This is a genomic window from Aminobacter sp. P4_D5 (genome assembly GCF_056401815.1).
Genome location: NZ_JBFUIP010000094.1, coordinates 1 through 21,182, shown reverse-complemented (window position 1 = coordinate 21,182; position 21,182 = coordinate 1). Strand labels below are relative to the sequence as shown.

The following is a 21,182-nucleotide window of genomic DNA, read 5'->3' as shown; positions in this document are numbered from 1 at the left end:
GCGTCGACATCGACGCAGACCACGTCATGGCCGACCTCGGCCAAAACCGCAGCCTGCACAAGCCCGACATAGCCAATTCCAAATACCGTCAAGTTCATCCGGTCAAATCCTGTTGCCAACCACCGTCACGCAAGGGGTAGATACAGGATTTTGACACGGCGCACCAAGGGGGACGCTCGTTTGCCTCACACGGCAATCGAATGGCGCGCCGTGCCCTCGCCGAGATAGGAGTCGAAAGCAGCCGCGATCGACCGGACGAAGGGTTTGCCGCGTTCGGTGACGACAAAACGGTTGCCGGCGCGGACAAAGACGCCGTCGCGATCACTGGCGGCAAGCAGTTCGGCTTCGGCGATGACGCCGCGCGCGGCATCTCCGAACCGGCTGAGAAGCGCGCAGCGCGAGAACGAGAAATCGCACATCAGCCGCTCGATGACCCAGGCGCGCATGCGGTCGGCATTGGAAAGTGCAAAGCCCCGTACGGTGGCCAAGCCGCCAGCCAGCACGCGCCGCTCATACTCGCCCGTCGCCGGCATGTTCTGGACATAGCCTTGCGGCAAAAGGCCGATCGAAGAGGCGCCGAGCCCGATCAGCGCATCGGCCTGGTCGGTGGTGTAGCCCTGGAAATTACGCCGCAAGGTGCCGGAGCGCGCAGAAACCGCGAGGCTATCCGTGGGAAGCGCGAAATGGTCCATGCCGACGGCCTCGTAACCAGCGGCGAGGACAAGTCGCGTCGCCGCTTCCGCCTGCTCAAGCCTGGCGCGGGCATCGGGAAGCAGCGCCTCGTCGATCATCGTCTGGTGCTTTTTCATCCACGGCACATGGGCATAGCCGAACAGTGCAATGCGGTCCGGCTGCAGCGACAGAAGCTTGTCTGTCGATGCGGCGATGCTTTCGAGCGTCTGGTGCGGCAGCCCGTAGAGCATGTCGAGATTGACCGAACGTACGCCGCGCGCGCGCACCGCGTCGACGACTGCCTTCGTCTGCTCAAAGGTCTGTTCGCGGTTGATCGCCTGCTGCACGCGCTCGTCGAAATCCTGCACGCCAAGGCTGGCCCGCGTCATGCCGATGCTGGCCAGCGCATCGAAACGCGCCTCGTCCATGTCATTGGGATCCATCTCGACGCTGATCTCGGCATCGGGCGCAAATGCAAACTTGTCCCGCAGCCTGCGCCCAAGCGATAGAATATGCTCAGCCTTGAGCATTGTCGGCGACCCGCCTCCGAGGTGCAACGCGCTGATATTCAGCTTGCTTCCGCAGAGTGACGCCACTGCGTCGATCTCGCCGGCAAGCGCGATCAGGTAGCTGAGGATCGGATCGTATTTCCGTGTCTGCTTGGTATGGCAGGCACAGAACCAGCACARCCGGTCGCAATAGGGAATATGGACATAAAGCGATGCGGAAGCGCCTTTGGGCAGGGCTCGCAACCAGCTGCCATAGGTCGTTGCCGAGATTGCCGCGTTGAAATGCGGCGCCGTCGGATAGCTGGTGTAGCGCGGCACCGGCGCGGCGTATTTTTCGACGAGTGAGCTGTCCATGATCGTCTCCATCAACGACCAAGGATCGGACGGACGCTACGTCAGCGCCTTGACCTGGATCAATAACTCCCCGGCGGCGGACACAATGACACGTTCCTTTTGCCGCCCGCGATCCTTAGGTTGGGCAAATCAGACGGTCGGACAACGCGATGACCCTTCGGCAGGACATTCATAATTCGGAGTTACCCGTGCTGTGCCGAGCTTGCGAGGCGCGGCACCGCGGCGTTTGCGGTGCGCTCGCACCGGAGCAGCTGATCGAACTCAGCCGCCATTCGACCAAGCGCAAGATCGAGGCGGGCACGGAACTCGTTTCCGATGCCGGCAGCATCGACAGCTATGCCAACATCCTGGCCGGTGTGGTCAAGCTGACCAAGACCCTGCCCGACGGCCGCCAGCAGATCGTCAGCCTGCAGTTCGCACCTGATTTCATCGGCAGGCCGTTCAAGCGGGAAAGCACGATCAGCGCCGAGGCCGCTACCGCCGTCTCGGTCTGCGCCTTCCCCAAGACATCGCTTGACCGGATGATCGAACAAGCGCCTGAACTTGGCCACCGGCTGCACCTACAGGCGCTCGACGAACTCGACGAGGCGCGCGACTGGATGCTGACGCTCGGGCGCAAGACGGCTGCCGAACGTGTCGCCTCCTTCCTCAATCTCATCGCCCGTCACAGCGATCCTGAGGTCGAGAGCGAAAGCGAAGTCAGTTTCGACCTGCCGCTGACCCGCGCTGACATCGCCGATTTTCTGGGTCTCACCATCGAGACGGTCAGCCGGCAGCTGACCAAGCTGCGCAAGGACGGCCTGATCGCGGTCGAAAACAACCGCCACATCACGGTCTTCGATGTCGCCAAGCTGGAACGCCGCGCCAACGTTTGAACAACGTCACGCACGCGGCGACAGTTGGGCAAGCACATGGTCGCGCTCGAAGGCGACATGCCGACGAACCGCGCCAAAAAAGCCGCGCAGCATGAAGCCGAGCGTTTCGGGATTTTGCGCCCGACGGCAGCGGGCAGCGATTCGCAACGCATCGCGCAATTCGGCGGCGTAGCCTTCATCCTCGAAATGCTCATGCTTCAACCTGGCGATTGTTTTGCGCGCTTCCGCACTTTGCCCCAGGCTTGCGGCGAAGTACGGATAGACCTGTTGCTCCTCGAAGCGGTGAACCTTAGCCATCTGTGGCCCCAGCGCCCGTGCCGCAAGCAGGCACTCGCGACGGCTGAGCCCTCCGGGCAATGAGTCGGCAATCGTTTCCAGCCTGTCGCAAAGGGCGAGCTGAGCCGCATGGGCACGCCGCATGATGGCAACAGCCTCTGGTATAGCTGCGCGCTTTGATCCGGCCGTCATTTCCTCACGCGCATTCATACTGTTTTGGTTTTCCCTTCGTACGCTAAGGCTGTTCTGGCACGCGACGCTTGACCTTGATCCAGATCAAGGCAGTGTGTGTAATTGTCATGGATGTGTGCCGTCTGGCGCCGACGCGAGCTTTCGGCGCTCAGCTACCGTCGGGGATCGCTCATGAAATACGGAATCGAAGTCATCTTGCTGGCATTGGGGGCATTTGTCGCCTTGCTAGGTGTCGCCTTCGCGCACGACAGCGAGTTCGGCGCCCATATGTGGGTGCTGTTTTTTGCGCTGGCCGCAGGCGCCATCGTTTTGATGCGCACCAGCACCTACCCGCCGGTCGATATTCTGGCCGAGGACAAATCGGCCTATATGGACGGACCTGTGCGCTACGGCGTCGTCGCCACTGTGTTCTGGGGCGTCGTAGGCCTACTTGTCGGCGTGGTCGTCGCCGGCCAGCTTGCCTTCCCCGATCTCAACATCGAGCCATGGTTCAACTTGGGGCGCCTGCGCCCGCTGCACACGTCAGCGGTTATCTTCGCCTTCGGCGGCAACGCGCTGATCGCCACGTCGTTTTATGTGGTCCAGCGGACCTCGCGTGCCCGCCTCTTCGGTGGCGACCTCGCCTGGTACGTGTTTTGGGGCTACCAGCTGTTCATCATCATGGCAGCGACCGGCTATCTGCTCGGCATCACCCAGAGCCGCGAATATGCCGAGCCCGAATGGTATGTCGACATCTTCCTGACCGTCGTCTGGGTCGCCTATCTCATTGTCTTCCTGGGCACGATCCTGAACCGCAAGGAGCCGCATATCTACGTGGCCAACTGGTTCTACCTGTCCTTCATCATCACCATTGCGATGTTGCACGTCGTCAACAACCTCGCGGTGCCGGCGTCTTTCCTCGGTTCGAAGAGCTATTCGCTGTTTTCGGGCGTGCAGGATGCGCTGACGCAGTGGTGGTACGGCCATAACGCCGTCGGCTTCTTCCTGACCGCCGGCTTCCTCGGCATGATGTACTACTTCGTGCCCAAGCAGGCCGGACGTCCGGTCTATTCCTACCGCCTGTCGATCATCCACTTCTGGTCGCTGATCTTCCTCTACATCTGGGCTGGCCCGCACCATCTGCACTACACCGCCCTGCCCGACTGGGCGCAGACGCTCGGCATGGTGTTCTCGATCATGCTTTGGATGCCTTCGTGGGGTGGCATGATCAACGGCCTGATGACGCTGTCTGGCGCCTGGGACAAGATCCGCACCGATCCGATCATCCGCATGATGGTCATCGCTATCGCCTTCTACGGCATGTCGACCTTCGAAGGCCCGATGATGTCGATCAAGGCGGTCAACTCGCTCAGCCACTACACCGAGTGGACCATCGGCCACGTCCATTCCGGCGCGCTTGGCTGGAACGGCATGATCACCTTCGGCGCCATCTACTTCCTGGTGCCGCGCCTGTGGGGCCGCGAACGGCTCTACTCGATGCGGATGGTCACCTGGCACTTCTGGCTCGCAACCCTCGGCATCGTCGTCTACGCCGCCGTCATGTGGGTCGCCGGTATCACGCAAGGGTTGATGTGGCGCGAATACAACGAGCAGGGTTTCCTGGTCTATTCCATCGCCGAAACCGTCGCCGCCATGAAGCCCTACTACATCGTCCGCACGATCGGCGGCCTGATGTACCTGGCCGGCGCGCTGGTCATGGCCTGGAACGTCTACATGACGATCCGCGGTCACGTGCGCGAAGAAGAGCCGATGCCCGGCGCAGCCCCTGCCCTCCAGCCTGCCCAGTAAGGAGCCCGATATGGCACTGCTCGACAAACACAAGATCATCGAGAAGAACGCGACGCTCCTGCTGGTCGGCACACTGCTGGTGGTCAGCATCGGCGGCATCGTCCAGATCGCGCCGCTCTTCTATCTCGAAAACACCATCGAGAAGGTCGATGGGATGCGTCCCTACTCGCCACTGGAGCTGGCCGGCCGCAACATCTACGTCCGCGAAGGCTGCTATCTCTGCCACAGTCAGATGATCCGGCCGTTCCGTGACGAGGTGGAGCGTTACGGCCACTACTCCCTGGCGGCCGAGTCGATGTACGACCACCCCTTCCAGTGGGGATCCAAGCGCACCGGCCCGGACCTCGCCCGCGTCGGCGACCGCTACTCCAACGAATGGCACGTCCAGCATCTGATCGAGCCCCGCTCGGTGGTGCCGGAATCGATCATGCCGAGCTATGCCTTCCTCAAGGAAACGCCGGTTGTGGTGAAAAACATCAGCTACGACCTGATCGCCAACCGCCGCGTCGGCGTGCCCTACAGCGACGAGATGATCGCCAGCGCCGAGGCCGACATGAAGGCACAGGCTGACCCGAATGCTGACACGTCAAGTCTTCTGGCGCGCTATCCCAAGGCCAAGCTTGGCGACTTCGACGGCAATCCGGCAGCACTGACCGAGATGGACGCGCTTGTCGCCTATCTGCAGATGCTCGGCACCTTGGTCGATTTCTCGACCTACGACCCAGCCACCGGCTACCGCTAGGAGATTTGTCATGGACTACAACACCTTGAGACATTTCGCCGACAGCTGGGGGCTGCTGGCGATGACCGTCTTCTTCATCGGCGCGGTTATTTTCGCGCTTCGCCCCGGCAGCCGCGAATCGGCCGAACAGGCCGCACAAATTCCGCTCAAGGAGGACTGATCTGTGAGCGACAAGAATATCGACGAACTGTCTGGCGTCGAGACCACCGGACATGAATGGGACGGCATCACCGAGCTCAACAATCCCATGCCGCGCTGGTGGCTGTGGACCTTTTACGCTACAATCGTCTGGGCTGTGGCCTACACCATCGCCTATCCGGCCTGGCCGATGATTCATTCCGTCACCACTGGCGTTCTGGGCTACTCCAGCCGCGCGGATGTCCAGGCCGAACTCACTGCCGCCGAAAACGCCAAGAGCGCCTATGTCGATGCGGTGAAAAGCAAGAGCGTCAGCGAGATCATGGCCGACGAAAACCTGCGCCAGTTCGCGACTTCTGCCGGTTCAGCTGCCTTCAAGGTCAACTGCATCCAGTGCCACGGCTCGGGCGCGCAGGGTTCGCCCGGCTTTCCCAATCTGAACGACGACGAATGGCTGTGGGGCGGCAAGATCGACCAGATCTACCAGACCATTGCGCACGGCGTCCGCTTTGCCGGCGACGAGGAAACACATGTTTCGGAGATGCCGGGTTTCGGCGAAATTCTTGAACCGCAGCAGATCAACGAGGTTTCGGCCTATGTCGCAAGTCTCGGCGGCAAGGCCGACACGCCGGATCTGGTGCCCGCCGGCGCCAAGGTCTTCGCCGACAATTGTGCCGCCTGCCACGGCGAAAACGCCAAGGGCAACAAGGAATTGGGTGCACCAGACCTGACCGACGCGATTTTCCTCTATGCCTCCGGGCAAAACGCGATTGCCCAGCAGGTACGCCATCCCAAGCACGGCGTCATGCCAGCCTGGGGTGCACGTCTGGGCGACGTGAAGGTCAAGGAGCTTGCCGTCTTCGTCTATTCGCTGGGCGGCGGCGAATAGGCCGCCATCGCCGACACGCGGTGGACAAAAGGCAAGCAAGGGGGCTCGGCAGATATGCCGGGCCTCGACGCGTAGAAAACCAGGGCTTGACCTGGGTCAAGGCCGGTTGACAGCTGGCCAAGCATAAAGAGCAAACCCGGATTTCGGGGGTGCAGGAGATAAAGATGCTGGACGAGACGGAAGTCGAGAGGCTCGAAGTAGAAGCGGTCAACTCCGCAAAGACCCGCCAGCCGCTTTACACTGCGCGCAAAAAGGTTTTCCCCAAGCGGGCCTCCGGACGTTTTCGCCAGTTCAAGTGGCTGATCATGGCGATCACGCTCGGCATCTACTATCTGACGCCGTGGATCAGGTGGGACCGCGGCCCATACGCGCCCGACCAGGCGGTTCTGCTCGACATCGCCAACAGGCGTTTTTACTTCTTCGCCATCGAAATCTGGCCCCAGGAATTCTACTATGTCGCCGGCCTGCTGGTCATGGCCGGTATCGGGCTGTTCCTCGTCACCTCGACGGTCGGCCGCGCCTGGTGCGGCTACACCTGCCCGCAGACGGTGTGGGTCGACCTGTTCCTCGTCGTCGAGCGCGGCATTGAGGGCGACCGCAACGCCCGCATCAAGCTCGACGCAGCGCCGATGTCGGCAAACAAGCTCGCCAAGCGCACGGTAAAACACCTGATCTGGCTGGTGATCGCGGTTGCCACCGGTGGCGCCTGGATCTTCTATTTCGCCGACGCACCTACCTTGCTCCGCGATGTCGTCACCGGCCACGCCGAGCCTGTCGCCTACATCACCGTCGCTGTCCTCACCGCCACTACCTATCTCTTCGGCGGGCTGATGCGCGAGCAGGTCTGCACCTATATGTGCCCGTGGCCGCGCATCCAGGCAGCGATGCTCGACGAAAACTCGCTGACCGTCACCTACAATGACTGGCGCGGCGAGCCGCGCTCGCGCCATGCCAAGAAGGCCGCCGCCGAAGGCCTTGTCGTTGGCGATTGCGTCGATTGCAACGCTTGCGTCGCCGTCTGCCCGATGGGCATCGACATTCGCGATGGCCAGCAACTCGAATGCATCACCTGCGCGCTCTGCATCGACGCCTGCGACAGTGTCATGGATAAGATCGGCAAGGAACGCGGCCTGATCTCCTACGCCACGCTTGCCGACTATCAGTCGAACATGACGATCGCCACGGATCCGGTCAGCAAGACCATCGACCCGAAGCGGGTGCGCGACGACAAAGGCAAACTCAACGCGGCAATTGCTCATTTCCGCCTCGGCCGGATATTTCGCCTGCGCACCTTCATCTATGCCGGCGCCTGGAGCCTGATTGGCGTTGCCCTGCTTTTTGCCCTGCTGAGCCGCGACAGGCTCGAGGTCAATGTATTGCAGGACCGCAATCCGCAATTCGTCCGTCTGTCGGACGGGTCGATCCGAAACGGCTATACCGTCAAGCTGCTCAACATGGTGCCTGAGCCGCGCAGCTTCGAACTCAGCATCGAGGGTTTGACCGGTGCCAGCATGAGCGTCGTGGGTATGGACCAGCCCGAGAGCCGTTCCATCATCGTCGAGGCCGAGCCCGACAAGCTCAAGACGATTAGGGTCTATGTCCGCCAGCCACGCGAAAACCTGGCGGAGGGGCAAAGCTTCAAGTTCAACGTCGTGGACAAGGCAGGTTCCGAAAGAGCCTCTTATGTCGCTAAGTTCAACGTACCGGAGGCAAGCAGATGAGCTCTCGCGCCATTCAGCCCAAACCATTCACTGGCCGGCATATGCTGGCCATCATGGTCGCGTTCTTCGGCGTCATCATTGCCGTCAATCTGCTCATGGCCACCTTGGCCAATACGAGCTGGACCGGGCTTGTCGTGCAAAACACCTATGTCGCCAGCCAGCAGTTCAACGAGCGCATTGCCGAGTCACGCGCTCAGGCAGCACTTGGCTGGAAAGCCACGCTCAAGATCGCCAATGGCGACATACATTATAGCCTGGTCRATGCTTCCGGCGCGCCCATCGCGGTCGAGGCCGTCACGGTTTCTTTCCGCCGCCCGGCCTATGAGGCGGAGGATTGGCAAGCAACGCTCGCCCGTAACGCCGACGGCACCTTCTCCGCCACTGCTGCAGTCCGCGACGGCATCTGGATCGTCAACACCGAGGCAAAGCTGAAGGACGGCGCGCCCTATCATGAGGCGCGACGCCTGATCGTTGCCGCTGGAGAGGCGAAATGAGCTGCTGCGCGCCTGACGTCGATGCCGCGCTCGGCCTCGCTGCGAGCGCACCCCAAGGCCCGTCCCGCGACGAGCTGGCGCTGTCGAGCCGCACCTTGCCCGGCGGCCTGCGCCAGACCGATCTCTCCGTTCCCGGGGTGCACTGCGGCGCCTGCATGACCAACATCGAGTCAGCACTCGGCAAGCTCGACGGCGTCGAGCAGGCGCGGGTCAACCTGTCGACCAAGCGCGTTTCCATACGCTGGCGCGACGATGCGGGCGCGCCAGCCATTACCGATGCTCTTGGCAAGCTTGGCTACGAGAGCCATCTGTTCGAGCAAGGTGCCGACGAAAAAGACGAAACCCTCGCCGAACTGATCCGCGGCCTGGGCATCGCCGGTTTTGCTGCCGGCAACATCATGCTGCTTTCGGTGTCGGTGTGGTCAGGCGCGCAAGATTCGACGCGTGATCTGTTCCACTGGCTCTCGGCGCTGATAGCGCTGCCTGCGCTTGCCTATTCCGGCCGCATCTTCTTCCGCTCGGCATGGGGCGCCTTGCGCAATGGGCGCACCAACATGGACGTGCCGATCTCGATCGGTGTCCTTCTCGCCTACGGCATGAGCCTCTATGAGACCGCCAATCACGGCCCTCACGCCTATTTCGACGCCTCGGCATCACTTCTGTTTTTCCTTCTCATCGGCCGCACACTCGACCATGTCATGCGCGAGCGCGCCCGTGTCGCGGTCAAGGGTCTGGCGCGGCTTGCCGCCCGTGGCGCGACAGTGCTTCAACCCGACGGCACCAGCGCCTATGTGCCGGTCAGCGACATCAAGCCAGGCACACACATCCTGCTTTCGGCCGGCGAACGCGTACCTGTCGACGCCAAGGTGCTCAAGGGCCGATCCGAGCTCGATTGCGCTATCGTTTCAGGTGAGAGCGAACCTGTTGCCGTCGAGTCAGGTGCCGAACTGCGCGCAGGTACGCTCAACCTGACCGGTCCATTGACCATCGAGGCGACCGCTGCGGCGCAGGATTCCTTCCTGGCCGAAATGATGCGCCTGATGGAAGCCGCCGAGAGCGGACGCGGCGGCTATCGCCGCATCGCCGACAAGGCAGCTTCACTTTATGCCCCTGTCGTGCATCTGACCGCGTTCCTGGCATTCATCGGCTGGATGGTCGCTGCCGGCAACTGGCACCAGGCGATCACCATCGCCATCGCAGTCCTCATCATCACCTGCCCCTGTGCCCTTGGCCTTGCCGTGCCGATCGTCCAGGTGGCTGCCGCGCGACGTCTGTTTGAAAACGGCATCATGGTCAAGGACGGCTCTGCCATGGAACGGCTGGCGGAGATCGACACGGTCGTCTTCGACAAGACCGGCACACTGACGCTGGGCAAGCCCAGGCTGGTCAATTTGAACGAGATTCCAGCCGAACTGGTCTCACTTGCCGGTGCCATGGCGCTGCATTCGCGTCATCCGGTCTCGCAGGCACTCGCCGAAGCGGGCGGCACCGGAGCTACCCGGCAATGGAGCTTCGATAGCATCCAAGAGGTTCCCGGCTTCGGGTTGGAGGCAAAGCTCGGCGAGGACATCTATCGGCTTGGCCGCGCTCCCTGGGCAACTGGAAAAGAGGGGTCCATCGCCGGCACGGTGCTGTCGAAGAATGGTACAGAGATCGCGGAATTCGCCTTTGACGACCGGCCTCGCGCCGGTGCCGCCATGGCGATCGCCGAATTGCGGGACCAAGGCCTGGCTATCGAGATAGTCTCGGGCGATCGCCCCGCCGCGGTGGCTTCCGTTGCCGCCGCACTCGGTATCGAACGCTTCTCCGCCGGGGTATTGCCCAGCGGCAAGGTCGAAAGGCTGGCAGCACTTAAGGCCGAAGGCCGCAAGGTTCTGATGGTCGGCGACGGACTCAACGATGCGCCGGCGCTGGCTGCGGCGCACGTTTCCATGGCGCCGGCGAGTGCCGCAGACATCGGCCGCGCGGCTGCCGATTTCGTCTTCCTGCGCGAAAGCCTCTCGGCCATCCCGCTGACGCTCGCAACCTCCCGGAAAGCCAACCGGCTGATCCGCCAGAACCTTGCGCTCGCCGTCGTCTACAACGCGATTGCCGTACCCATCGCACTGCTCGGCTATGTCACGCCGCTGGTTGCCGCGTTGGCGATGTCGCTGTCATCGGTTATTGTCATTGCCAACGGTTTGCGGCTCAGCGCGGGAAAAACCAGCGCACCGCAGCCTACCGCAAACAAGGAGCAAGCCTTCCCAGGCAAGGAGGCTATGGCATCATGAGCAATCTGCTGTTTCTTCTGCCCGTTGCGCTCTTTCTCGGCGGGCTTGGCCTTGCAGCCTTCCTGTGGTCGCTGCGCAGCGGTCAGTATGAAGACATGGACGGTGCTGCCGAGCGCATTCTGGTCGACGACGACTGAGCTCAGGACAAAAATGCTGCGGCGTCCCAAGCGCCTGTGCTAACAGAGCGGAATGGCGCAAAAGAAAGCTCACGAGGTCGATTCCTGGCTGGCACGTCCCGCTGCCGAGGCGGTGATCGTGCTCATTTATGGCCCTGACCGCGGTCTCGTTTCCGAGCGCGCGGCAGCTTTTGCCGCCAAGACCGGCCTTCCCCTCGACGATCCGTTTTCGGTGGTGAAACTCGACGCCGCCGACGTCGAACGCGACAGCGGTCGCCTTGTCGACGAAGCGCTCACCGTACCGATGTTTTCGCCGCGCCGCCTGATCTGGGTGCGCAATGCGGCCGCCCAGAAGAACCTCGCCGACGACGTCAAGGCGCTCGTTGCCGAGCCGCCACGCGACGCCATCATCCTGATCGAAGCCCAGGACCTCAAGAAAGGCGCGCCCTTGCGCACTGTCGTTGAAGGCGCTTTTGCCGGCATGGCGCTGCCCTGCTATGGCGACGAAGCGCGCGACATCGAAACCGTCATCGACGACGAACTGCGCGCTTCCGGCCTGACCATGGCCCTTGATGCCCGCAATGCGCTGCGGCGCAGCCTCGGCGGAGACCGTCTGGCGACACGCGGAGAAGTTCAGAAACTCACGCTTTATGCCATGGGACGCGGGCAAATCAGCCTCGAAGACGTCAAGGACATGATTGGCGACGTGTCGGCTTTGTCGCTGGACGACGCCATCGACGCCGCACTTGGCGGCAACATCGCCGAGTTCGACGCCGCCTTCACCAAACAGTGCCAGACAGGCAGCCAGGCAGCGCAATTGCTGGCCACGGCCACCCGACACCTCCAGAACATCCATTTGATGCGTGGCGAGATGGAAACCGGCAGCCGCAACGCCGCCGCCATCATAGCAGCGGCTAGGCCGCCGGTGTTCTTTGCAAGGCGCCGCGCGGTCGAACGTACGCTGACAAGCTGGAGTTCGGCCGCTTTGACCCGGGCGCTGACGAGGCTGCAGTCGACGACGCTTCAGACCCGGCGCAGGCCCGATCTGGCTGTTGCACTGGCGCGTCAGGCAATGCTGGGCATTGCGGTCGAAGGCGCGCGTCTCGCCGGCGGCAGGCGCTGAAAACAAAAAGAAACGCCGGCTAACGAGCCGGCGCCTTCAACAACAAGATTCAATAGAATCAATCAGATATGGTCGCTCTTCAGGCGGCGGCACAGATCGTCGAGCTGCTCGAGCGAACGATAGCTGACACGCAATTCACCACCCTTTTCCTTGTGGGCGATCGAAATCTTCATACCGACAACGTCGGTGAGAAGCTTTTCCAGCGCAATCGTATCGGGATCCTTCTCGACCGGACGCGTCGGCTGCTTTTCCACGATCGCATCTGCCGGAAGCTGAGCCAGGGCCTCGGCCTGGCGTACCGAGAGGCCTTCTTCAACGATCCGCTTGGCAAGCCCGGCCGGATCGTGGGCGGTGATCAGCGCACGCGCGTGACCGGCCGACAGATCGCCATTGATCAGCATGTCGCGAACAACGTCCGGCAGCTTGAGCAGCCGCAGCGTATTGGCGACGTGGCTGCGGCTCTTGCCGATGACCTGGCCGAGGTCAGCCTGGGTATAGCTGTGGTCGTCGATCAGCTGCTGGTAGCCCATCGCCTCTTCGATGGCGTTGAGATCACTGCGCTGAACGTTTTCGATGATGGCGAGTTCTAGCGCGGTGCGATCATTGACGTCACGCACGATGACAGGGATCTCGTTGACCCCTGCACGCTGGGCGGCGCGCCAGCGGCGCTCGCCTGCGATGATCTCATAGCGGCCGGGCTCGGCGGCGGGCCGGACAACGACCGGCTGCACCAGCCCATGCTCGCGGATGGACTGCGCCAGATCGGCCAGTTCGGCTTCGCCAAAATGGCGGCGAGGATTGCGCGGGTTCGGGCTGACGAACTCGATCGGCACACGTCCATCGGCCAGAGCCGCCGGCTTTTCCGGTACCACAGGCTTGTCCATCTCACCGATTAGGGCAGCGAGTCCTCGCCCAAGGCGCTTTCTGGAAAGGTCTTCGTTCATGTCTTGTCCAGCTTGTTTCGAGTCCGAATCGATTTACGCGGCCCGGAGTTTACGTTCGCGCCTGATGACTTCCGAGGCGAGCTGCAGATAGGCTTGGCTTCCGGAGCATTTCAAATCGTAGAGGATCGCCGGCTTGCCATAGGACGGTGCTTCCGAAATACGCACATTGCGCGGGATCACCGTGTCGTAGACTTTTTCGCCCATATGGGCGCGCACATCTTCGACCACCTGGTTGGCCAGATTGTTGCGGCCATCAAACATCGTCAGCACGATGCCCTGGATCGTCAGGTCCGGATTGATCGATCGGCGCACCTGATCCACCGTCTCAAGCAGCTGGCTCAAGCCCTCGAGTGCGAAAAATTCGCATTGCAAAGGCACCAGAACGGAATCGGCCGCGGCCATCGAGTTCAGCGTCAAAAGATTGAGCGACGGCGGGCAATCGATCAGCACATAGCTGTAGCCAGCCGCCCGCTCCGACGACGCTCGCAAGGCGTTGCGCAGCTTCAGCACTCGATCCGATGCTGAAGCGATTTCCATTTCGATTCCAAGCAGATCGAGTGTCGACGGGATGATCGACAGGCCAGGTACGGCTGTTTCCATTGCCGCCTGCTCAATCTCCAGTTCCCCGGTTAGCACGTCATAGGACGACACGCTGCGATCCTTGCGATCAATGCCAAGACCCGTGCTGGCATTGCCTTGCGGATCGAGGTCGATGATGAGCACGCGCTCGCCAATGGCAGCAAGTGCCGTCGCCAGGTTGATGGCGGTGGTCGTTTTGCCGACGCCGCCTTTCTGGTTGGCGACTGTGATGATTCTAGGTGTGATCTTCATGGCTCGACTGCTGTTTTCCGTCTCGTCACATGGCGCCGCAATCAGATGCGGCGCAGGTTCCGAATCTCGAGGATGACTCCCTGCGCGTCAGTCAGGCTCGGGTGTTCTACCAGATCGAATCCCCACTGATGAGCGCTATCTTCGATTTCCTGGCGGTAATCCCGGCCTTTATGGAAAAGCGCTGTAGTTCCGGCCTGCAGCCAGGGCGCTGACAGCTCCAACAGCAGTGGAAGTGGCGCCAAAGCCCGGGCGCTCAAGATCTCAGGCGAACGAACCACACCATGAACATCTTCGATTCGCTTGGCGTGAACCCGCGCCGGAAGACGAAGCTCGCCAACAACAGCCTGCAGGAACCCCGCCTTTTTGCGGTTACTTTCGACCAGATCGATGGACGCCCCTGCCCGCTCGTTGATCATCGACGCTATGATCAGGCCCGGAAACCCGCCACCGGAGCCGATATCGAGCCAGCTCTTGGCTTCACCGCCGAGCCTCAGCACCTGGGCACTGTCGAGAATATGACGCTCCCAAGCGTCATCCAAGGTCGACGGCGCCACGAGATTGATGCGCTGCGCCCACTTGCGGAACACAGTTTCGAAGGCGATCAGCTTGTCGAATGTTTCACGTGAAACGGGACCTGCTATTTCTTGCAACCTTGCATAGGCGTCTCGTTTCAAGCTGCGCCCCTGCGTGATTGTGCTTCTGAATTGCGAACATGCGCGAGAATAATCGCCAAAGCCGCCGGCGTCATGCCATCGATGCGCTGGGCTTCGGCGAGGGAACGCGGCCTGCGCGTCCGCATTTTCTGGCGCAACTCGTTCGAAAGACCGGGAACCGACTCAAAATCAAGCGCTTCTGGGATGACCCTCTCCTCTTCCTTGAGCATTAAAGCGGCATCCGCCTTCTGCCGCTCCAGGTAAACAGCATATTTTGCTTCGGTTTCAATAGCTTCTGCCGTCTTGGCGTCAATCGAAGCGAGCTCTGGCAAGATCTTAACAAGTTGGATGAGGTCAATATTCGGATACGCCAGCAGTTCATAAAGCGAGCGCTTGACGCCATCGAAATTGACTTCAATGCCATGGCGCCGCGCCTCGTTGGGCGACAGTCTATGCGATTTGGTCAATATCCGAGCTGCGTCGACGCGCGCGGTCATCTCGCCAAAGCGCTTTTCACGTTCGGTCGATGCGATGCCCAGCTCGATCGCCAGGGGCGTCAGGCGTTCATCGGCATTGTCCGCGCGCAACGAAAGGCGGAATTCGGCGCGCGAAGTGAACATGCGGTAGGGCTCGCTGATCCCGCGGCTCGTCAGATCGTCGACCATGACACCAATATATGCCTGGCTTCGGCTGAGGATCAGCTGTTCGCTGTCACCAGCAAGACGGGCCGCGTTGATGCCGGCAAGCAACCCTTGCGCGCCGGCCTCTTCATAACCCGTCGTGCCATTGATCTGCCCGGCGAGAAACAAACCCCGCACGCGCTTGGCTTCAAGCGTCGGCTCCAGTTCGCGCGGATCAATGTGATCGTATTCGATGGCATAGCCGGGCYGCAGCATGACAGCTCGCTCGAGGCCAGGAATGGATTTCAGGATGTCGAGCTGCACATCCTCCGGCAGCGAGGTCGAAATGCCGTTGGGATAGACGGTGTCGTCGTCGAGGCCCTCCGGTTCGAGGAATATCTGGTGACCCTCGCGATCACCAAACTTGACGATCTTATCCTCGATCGACGGACAATAACGCGGCCCAATGCCTTCGATCGATCCCGAATACATCGCGGAGCGGCCAAGATTCTCGCGAATAATCTGATGCGTTGCAGTTGTCGTGCGTGTGATGCCGCATTCAATCTGAGGATTGGTGATCTTGTCGGTGAGCAGCGAAAACGGCACCGGATCCTCGTCGGCGGCCTGCGTTTCGAGCGAGAGCCAGTCGATCATGCGCCCATCGAGCCGCGGAGGCGTTCCAGTCTTCAGGCGTCCGAGCCGAAGGCCAGCACGTTTGAGCGTTTCAGACAGCCCCATCGACGCCTGTTCATTCATCMGCCCTGCAGGGAACTTGCGCTCACCAATATGGATCAAGCCGCGCAGGAATGTACCGGTGGTCAAGACCACCGCAGCGCAGGAAAGCCGGCGGCCATCGCCGAGAACGGCAGCGCTCAAGCGGCCATTATCTATAATGAAATCAAAGACTTCCGCCTCGACTACGGCAAGGTTCGGCTGCGCCGCGATGGCTTCCTGCATCGCCAACCGATAGAGCTTTCGATCGGCCTGAGTGCGCGGACCACGCACCGCCGGGCCTTTGCGGCGATTGAGCAAACGAAATTGGATGCCGGCGGCGTCCGCGACCCGGCCCATGAGCCCATCCAGCGCGTCGATCTCACGGACGAGATGGCCCTTTCCGAGCCCTCCGATGGCCGGATTGCAGGACATGGTGCCGATGGTGTCGCGACGAAGGGTAACGAGCGCTGTCTTGGCGCCAGCTCGTGCGGAGGCAGAAGCCGCCTCGCAGCCAGCATGGCCGCCACCGACCACGACGACGTCGTAGCTTTCACTCATGACTGTCTCCAGGAACTTGTGCGGCGACAAATGTCCCGATCACCGCTCCATGTCAAGAGAATCGCTGTGGTGGTGGTTTCACGTGAAACAACCTGGCCGCGCGGCGGGGAGTCAACGGTGGTGTTTCACGTGAATCATGGCAATCCACCGTCAAAATGTTTCACGTGAATCACTTTCCGATACAGAATTGCGAGAAAATGACGTCGAGCAGGTCCTCAACATCCACTGCGCCTGACAGTTTTCCGATTCGGTCACTGGCCAGGCGCAGATTTTCAGCCTTCAACTCAAGCATACTGTCCGACGCCGTGAGCGCCGCGCCAAGATAATTACTCGCATCCCTCAGCAATTCGACGTGGCGCAAGCGCGAAGGCAGGATATCGCCACGTTGCCCAACAGCCCCGGCAGCCCGCTCGCCGATCATCTTGAGTAGACCGTCGATGCCTTGTCCTGTCGCTGTTGAAATCACAAGCGCGTAGCGAGTGTCCCCGGCGGCGTGCCTATGTAGGTCGAGCTTGGTGCCTATCATAATTGTCGGCACAATGGATGGCGGGCTCAACTCAGCCTTTTCAGATACATCCTCCAGGAAGAGCACTAGGTCCGCGTCTTTGGCGCGTTCCTTGGCCCGCTCGATTCCAATCGCCTCCACCTTGCCGGCTGGCTCACGCAGGCCAGCGGTATCGGTAATGCGAACCTTTAGACCGTCCAGATCAAGAACGGCCTCGACCAGATCGCGTGTGGTACCCGGTTCGTCGGTGACGATCGCTGCTTCACGTTGCAATAGCGCGTTGAGAAGGCTGGATTTTCCAGCGTTTGGTGCGCCCAGGATAACGACATCGAAACCGTCGCGGATCATTTCGGCCTTGCCGTAACCAGCGACGTGAGAGCTGATTTCTTCGATCAGCGATCTGACGTCTTGCCAGACCTGCGACGACACCGAACCCGGAACGTCAGCCTCGTCGGCAAAGTCCATCTCTGCTTCGATCATCGCGCGCGCATGGATCAGCCGCTTGCGCCACCCGAGATAAAGCTCGCTTTGCGCGCCGCCGGAATTCATCACCGCGAATTGCCGTTGGGCTTCTGTCTCGGCATTAATCAAATCTGCAAGCGCTTCGGCCTCCAACAGATCCATCTTGCCGTTCAAGAAGGCGCGCTTGGTGAATTCGCCAGCCTCTGCGTGCCTAAAGCCAGGCAGCTTGCCGATCTCGCCGAGTAGAGAAGTCACCACAGCACGGCCGCCATGGACCTGGAATTCGCCGCAATCCTCCCCGGTGAAGCTATTTGGCCCCGGAAAGAACAATGTCAGGCCGTGGTCGATCACCTTGCCATCAGGTGCGTGCAGCGGCCCATAATGCGCCTTGCGCGATTGCGGCAGCAGGCCGGAAATCGTTTCGAGTGCGAATCGAACATGTGGCCCGGAAATGCGCACAATCGCCACGCCGGATGGCAGGTGGCCGCTTGAAAGTGCAGCGATTGAATCGGTGAATAGCATTTGCCGGTCTCTCGGAAGCGCCCTAAGTTGGGCCTGTTATCACTGTTTTGGGCCGATTACGCATGCTTCCGCAAGACAACCTGCTTCGCGACGAGGGTAGCCCCTACTTGCGCCAATACGGCAACAACCCGGTGCATTGGCGCCCTTGGTCCCCGGCGGCACTGGCCGAAGCCGTGCGGCTGGATCGGCCGATCCTCCTGTCGGTCGGTTACGCCGCTTGCCACTGGTGCCACGTCATGGCCCATGAAAGCTTCGAAAACAACGAAGTTGCCGAGGTCATGAACCGCCTCTTCGTCAATATCAAGGTCGACCGCGAGGAGCGTCCCGATATCGACCAGATCTATATGGCCGCACTGGCCAGCATGGGCGAGCAAGGGGGCTGGCCGCTGACAATGTTCCTGACGCCTGATGCAAAGCCTTTTTGGGGCGGAACCTATTTCCCGCGCGAGCCGCGTTACGGACGGCCTGGCTTCATCCAGGTGCTCAATGCTGTCGATGCTGCCTGGCGCGGCAAACGTGCCAGTATCCTGCAGAGTGCCACCGAGCTTGCCCAGCATGTCAGCCAGCGCCTCGGCGGAAGCAGCGCGCCGGGTCAGGTGTCGATTGATACGGCCAGGACGCTGTCTTCCGGCATCTACGACATGATCGACCGCGATCTGGGCGGGCTTCGCGGCGCGCCGAAATTTCCGAATGCGCCTTTCATGCAGGCGCTGTGGCTGTCCTGGCTGCGCTCCGACAACCAGGACCACCGCGACGCGGTGACGGAAAGCATGGAACGCATGCTTGCAGGCGGGATCTACGACCATGTCGGCGGTGGTTTGGCGCGCTATTCGACCGATGCGCAGTGGCTCGTTCCGCATTTCGAAAAGATGCTGTACGACAATGCCCAGCTGATCCGACAGGCGAACTGGGCCTACGCCGCGACCGGAAACAAACTGTTTCGGATACGAATCGAAGATACGATCACCTGGTTGCTGCGTGAAATGCGCCTGCCCAACGGCACGTTCGCATCCAGCCTCGATGCTGACAGCGAAGGTGAAGAAGGACTGTTCTACACCTGGACCAAAGACAGCATATCGGCTGCCCTGGGCGATGATTCGTCGTTATTTTTCAAATACTGCACGATCTCAAAGCCGGATGACTGGGAAGGCGATCCCATTGTCCACCAGACGGCAGCGCAGGCTGGACAGTCGRTTGAAGACCGTGATGTCGTTTCCAGCCTGACATCGCGGCTACTCGAAGCGCGGGAAAAGCGCATACGGCCAGGTCGCGACGACAAGGCCCTCACCGATTGGAATGGCTTGGCCATAGTGGCGCTGGCCGAGGCCGGCCGTAGCCTGGATCGGAATGACTGGGTGGCTGCAGCGGCAGCTGCTTTCGATGCAATTTTGGCCTCTGCGACGCCTGAGGGCCGACTGCCGCATTCAAGTCTCGGGGAAAAGCGGCTCTATCCGGCCTTGTCGAGCGATTATGCAGCGATGATCAATGCCGCGATCTCATTATTCGAAGCAACCAGGGRCCCAGTTTACCTCGATCACGCCGCGTATTTCCTGAAAATGCTGGAGAACTGGCACGCCGATACCGACAAGACAGGCCATTACCTCACCGCTTCCGACAGCGCCGACGTGCCGATGCGCATCCGCGGCGACATCGACGAAGCGATTCCGTCGGCAACAAGCCAGATCATCGAAGCTGTCGTGCGGCTGGCGAATATCACCGGCGACATCGAGTTGCAGCAACGCGCCTGGACGATTGCCGAACACGCCTCCGGCCGCATCCAGAGCCAGCAATATGGCCAGGCCGGCATCGTTAACGCCTGCGTCCTGGCGCTTGAACCGTCAAAACTCATTATTGTTGAGGACCCAGCACGGCCACAGCTTGTTACGGTAGCGAATCGGAATCCCGATCCGCGCCGCGTCGATATTTTTGTCACCTTGGGCGGCGATGCCGAGCGTGCAAAACTGCCCGGCGACGCACTGCCGGATACGAAAAAGGCCGGTGCCTATCTGTGCACCGGCCTTATCTGTCTGCCTGCGATCAGCGATCCGGCGAAGCTTGAAGAAGCGCTTCGCCGCCGCTGACGCGACTTCGTCAGGTGTTCATCGAATCGAAGAAGTCGGCGTTTGTCTTGGTCTGCTTGAGCTTGTCGATCAGGAACTCGATCGCATCTGTCGTGCCCATCGGCGCAAGGATACGGCGCAGCACGAAGATCTTCTGCAGATCCTGGCGCGCGACCAGCAAATCTTCCTTACGCGTGCCGGACTTGAGGATGTCCATCGCCGGGTAGATGCGCTTGTCTGCGACCTTGCGGTCGAGCACGATTTCCGAGTTACCGGTGCCCTTGAACTCTTCGAAGATGACTTCGTCCATGCGGCTGCCGGTATCGATCAGCGCGGTGGCGATGATGGTSAGCGARCCRCCYTCYTCGATGTTRCGGGCSGCACCGAAGAAGCGCTTCGGSCGCTGCAGCGCRTTSGCGTCSACRCCGCCSGTCAGMACCTTGCCSGAKGACGGCACGACCGWGTTGTAGGCSCGGCCGAGACGGGTGATCGAATCGAGCAGGATAACGACGTCGCGGCCGTGTTCGACAAGGCGCTTGGCCTTCTCGATGACCATTTCAGCGACCTGAACGTGGCGAACCGCCGGTTCGTCGAAGGTTGAGGACACGACCTCGCCCTTCACCGATCGCTGCATGTCGGTCACTTCTTCCGGACGCTCGTCGATCAAAAGCACGATCAGGTAACATTCGGGATGGTTGGTGGTGATCGAGTGCGCGATGTTCTGCAACAGCACAGTCTTGCCGGTACGCGGCTGTGCCACGATCAAAGCGCGCTGGCCCTTGCCGAGCGGCGCGACCAGGTCGATGACGCGGGGCGAAATGTCCTTGGTCGTCGGGTTTTCGACTTCCATCTTGAGCCGCGAAGTCGGGTAGAGCGGCGTCAGATTGTCGAAGTGGATCTTGTGACGGATCTTTTCGGGATCGTCGAAATTGATCGTGTTGACCTTGAGCAGCGCGAAATAGCGCTCGCCTTCCTTGGGGCTGCGGATCGGTCCTTCGACCGTATCGCCGGTCTTCAACGAAAACCGCCTTATCTGCGAGGGCGAAATGTAGATATCGTCCGGACCCGGGAGATAGTTGGCGTTGGCCGAGCGCAGGAAGCCGAAACCGTCCTGCAGAACCTCGACAACGCCGTCACCGATGATCTCGATATCC

General features: G+C 61.1%; 20 protein-coding genes. 11 read left to right on the top strand and 9 right to left on the bottom strand.

The window, feature by feature from the left end:
• Positions 1-98, bottom strand: a 98-nt coding sequence (locus AC1DWF_RS19655) for a hypothetical protein (RefSeq protein WP_476841957.1), incomplete at its 3' end; no start/stop codon positions are given.
• A gap of 87 nt (positions 99-185) precedes the next feature.
• The gene (gene hemN, locus AC1DWF_RS19650) at positions 186-1,535 is read right to left on the bottom strand and encodes an oxygen-independent coproporphyrinogen III oxidase (protein ID WP_476782231.1); all 1,350 of its coding nucleotides are present in this window, start codon (positions 1,533-1,535) and stop codon (positions 186-188) included.
• A gap of 149 nt (positions 1,536-1,684) precedes the next feature.
• Between hemN and AC1DWF_RS19645 the strand changes: the two genes are divergently transcribed.
• Positions 1,685-2,410, top strand: coding sequence for a Crp/Fnr family transcriptional regulator (locus AC1DWF_RS19645; protein WP_476782230.1), 726 nt, complete (start codon positions 1,685-1,687; stop codon positions 2,408-2,410).
• Positions 2,411-2,416: 6 nt separating this feature from the next.
• On the opposite strand, the gene AC1DWF_RS19640 is transcribed toward AC1DWF_RS19645, so the two are convergent.
• Entirely contained in the window at positions 2,417-2,830 is a 414-nt protein-coding gene (locus AC1DWF_RS19640; RefSeq protein ID WP_476782229.1) for a hemerythrin domain-containing protein, read from the bottom strand.
• A gap of 219 nt (positions 2,831-3,049) precedes the next feature.
• Between AC1DWF_RS19640 and ccoN the strand changes: the two genes are divergently transcribed.
• The 9 genes from ccoN (at position 3,050) to holA (ending at position 12,159) form a co-directional block, all read left to right on the top strand.
• Positions 3,050-4,666, top strand: a complete 1,617-nt coding sequence (gene ccoN / locus AC1DWF_RS19635; RefSeq protein WP_476788193.1) for a cytochrome-c oxidase, cbb3-type subunit I — start codon at positions 3,050-3,052, stop codon at positions 4,664-4,666.
• 10 nt (positions 4,667-4,676) lie between these two features.
• A complete protein-coding gene (gene ccoO, locus AC1DWF_RS19630) occupies positions 4,677-5,408 on the top strand; it encodes a cytochrome-c oxidase, cbb3-type subunit II (RefSeq protein ID WP_476782227.1) in 732 nt (243 codons plus the stop codon).
• 10 nt (positions 5,409-5,418) lie between these two features.
• Entirely contained in the window at positions 5,419-5,568 is a 150-nt protein-coding gene (locus AC1DWF_RS19625; RefSeq protein WP_476782226.1) for a cbb3-type cytochrome oxidase subunit 3, read from the top strand.
• A 3-nt stretch (positions 5,569-5,571) separates the two neighbouring features.
• Complete coding sequence (gene ccoP, locus AC1DWF_RS19620; RefSeq protein WP_476788194.1) at positions 5,572-6,435, top strand: cytochrome-c oxidase, cbb3-type subunit III; 864 nt, start codon at positions 5,572-5,574, stop codon at positions 6,433-6,435.
• A 164-nt stretch (positions 6,436-6,599) separates the two neighbouring features.
• Positions 6,600-8,156: a cytochrome c oxidase accessory protein CcoG gene (ccoG, locus tag AC1DWF_RS19615; RefSeq protein WP_476782224.1), complete on the top strand. Its 1,557-nt coding sequence runs from the start codon at positions 6,600-6,602 to the stop codon at positions 8,154-8,156.
• Entirely contained in the window at positions 8,153-8,650 is a 498-nt protein-coding gene (locus tag AC1DWF_RS19610; protein WP_476841956.1) for a FixH family protein, read from the top strand. Before ccoG ends, AC1DWF_RS19610 begins: the two co-directional genes overlap by 4 nt.
• On the top strand, positions 8,647-10,920 hold the full coding sequence (locus AC1DWF_RS19605) for a cation-translocating P-type ATPase (RefSeq protein WP_476782222.1): 2,274 nt from the start codon (positions 8,647-8,649) through the stop codon (positions 10,918-10,920). Before AC1DWF_RS19610 ends, AC1DWF_RS19605 begins: the two co-directional genes overlap by 4 nt.
• Positions 10,917-11,057, top strand: coding sequence for a cbb3-type cytochrome oxidase assembly protein CcoS (ccoS, locus tag AC1DWF_RS19600; RefSeq protein ID WP_476782221.1), 141 nt, complete (start codon positions 10,917-10,919; stop codon positions 11,055-11,057). Before AC1DWF_RS19605 ends, ccoS begins: the two co-directional genes overlap by 4 nt.
• Positions 11,058-11,109: 52 nt before the next feature.
• Complete coding sequence (gene holA / locus AC1DWF_RS19595; protein ID WP_476788195.1) at positions 11,110-12,159, top strand: DNA polymerase III subunit delta; 1,050 nt, start codon at positions 11,110-11,112, stop codon at positions 12,157-12,159.
• Between the two features lie 62 nt (positions 12,160-12,221).
• Here holA and AC1DWF_RS19590 read toward each other — a convergent pair whose 3' ends face one another.
• The 5 genes from AC1DWF_RS19590 to mnmE form a co-directional block, all read right to left on the bottom strand.
• Positions 12,222-13,103 (bottom strand): ParB/RepB/Spo0J family partition protein, encoded by an 882-nt coding sequence (locus AC1DWF_RS19590; RefSeq protein ID WP_476782219.1) that lies wholly within the window; start codon positions 13,101-13,103, stop codon positions 12,222-12,224.
• 33 nt (positions 13,104-13,136) lie between these two features.
• The gene (locus AC1DWF_RS19585; protein WP_476782218.1) at positions 13,137-13,934 is read right to left on the bottom strand and encodes a ParA family protein; all 798 of its coding nucleotides are present in this window, start codon (positions 13,932-13,934) and stop codon (positions 13,137-13,139) included.
• Positions 13,935-13,975: 41 nt separating this feature from the next.
• Positions 13,976-14,608 carry a 16S rRNA (guanine(527)-N(7))-methyltransferase RsmG gene (gene rsmG / locus AC1DWF_RS19580; protein WP_476782217.1) on the bottom strand — a complete coding sequence of 211 codons (633 nt, stop codon included), beginning with the start codon at positions 14,606-14,608 and terminating at the stop codon, positions 13,976-13,978.
• Entirely contained in the window at positions 14,605-16,479 is a 1,875-nt protein-coding gene (mnmG, locus tag AC1DWF_RS19575) for a tRNA uridine-5-carboxymethylaminomethyl(34) synthesis enzyme MnmG (RefSeq protein ID WP_476841955.1), read from the bottom strand. The genes rsmG and mnmG overlap by 4 nt, the downstream gene beginning before the upstream one ends.
• Before the next feature lie 169 nt (positions 16,480-16,648).
• Positions 16,649-17,968: a tRNA uridine-5-carboxymethylaminomethyl(34) synthesis GTPase MnmE gene (mnmE, locus tag AC1DWF_RS19570; protein WP_476782215.1), complete on the bottom strand. Its 1,320-nt coding sequence runs from the start codon at positions 17,966-17,968 to the stop codon at positions 16,649-16,651.
• A 62-nt stretch (positions 17,969-18,030) separates the two neighbouring features.
• Here mnmE and AC1DWF_RS19565 point away from each other — a divergent pair, with 62 nt between their 5' ends.
• Positions 18,031-20,049 (top strand): thioredoxin domain-containing protein, encoded by a 2,019-nt coding sequence (locus AC1DWF_RS19565; RefSeq protein ID WP_476841954.1) that lies wholly within the window; start codon positions 18,031-18,033, stop codon positions 20,047-20,049.
• A 10-nt stretch (positions 20,050-20,059) separates the two neighbouring features.
• On the opposite strand, the gene rho is transcribed toward AC1DWF_RS19565, so the two are convergent.
• Positions 20,060-21,182 (bottom strand): transcription termination factor Rho (rho, locus tag AC1DWF_RS19560; RefSeq protein ID WP_476841953.1); only part of this gene is annotated, 1,123 nt, incomplete at its 5' end.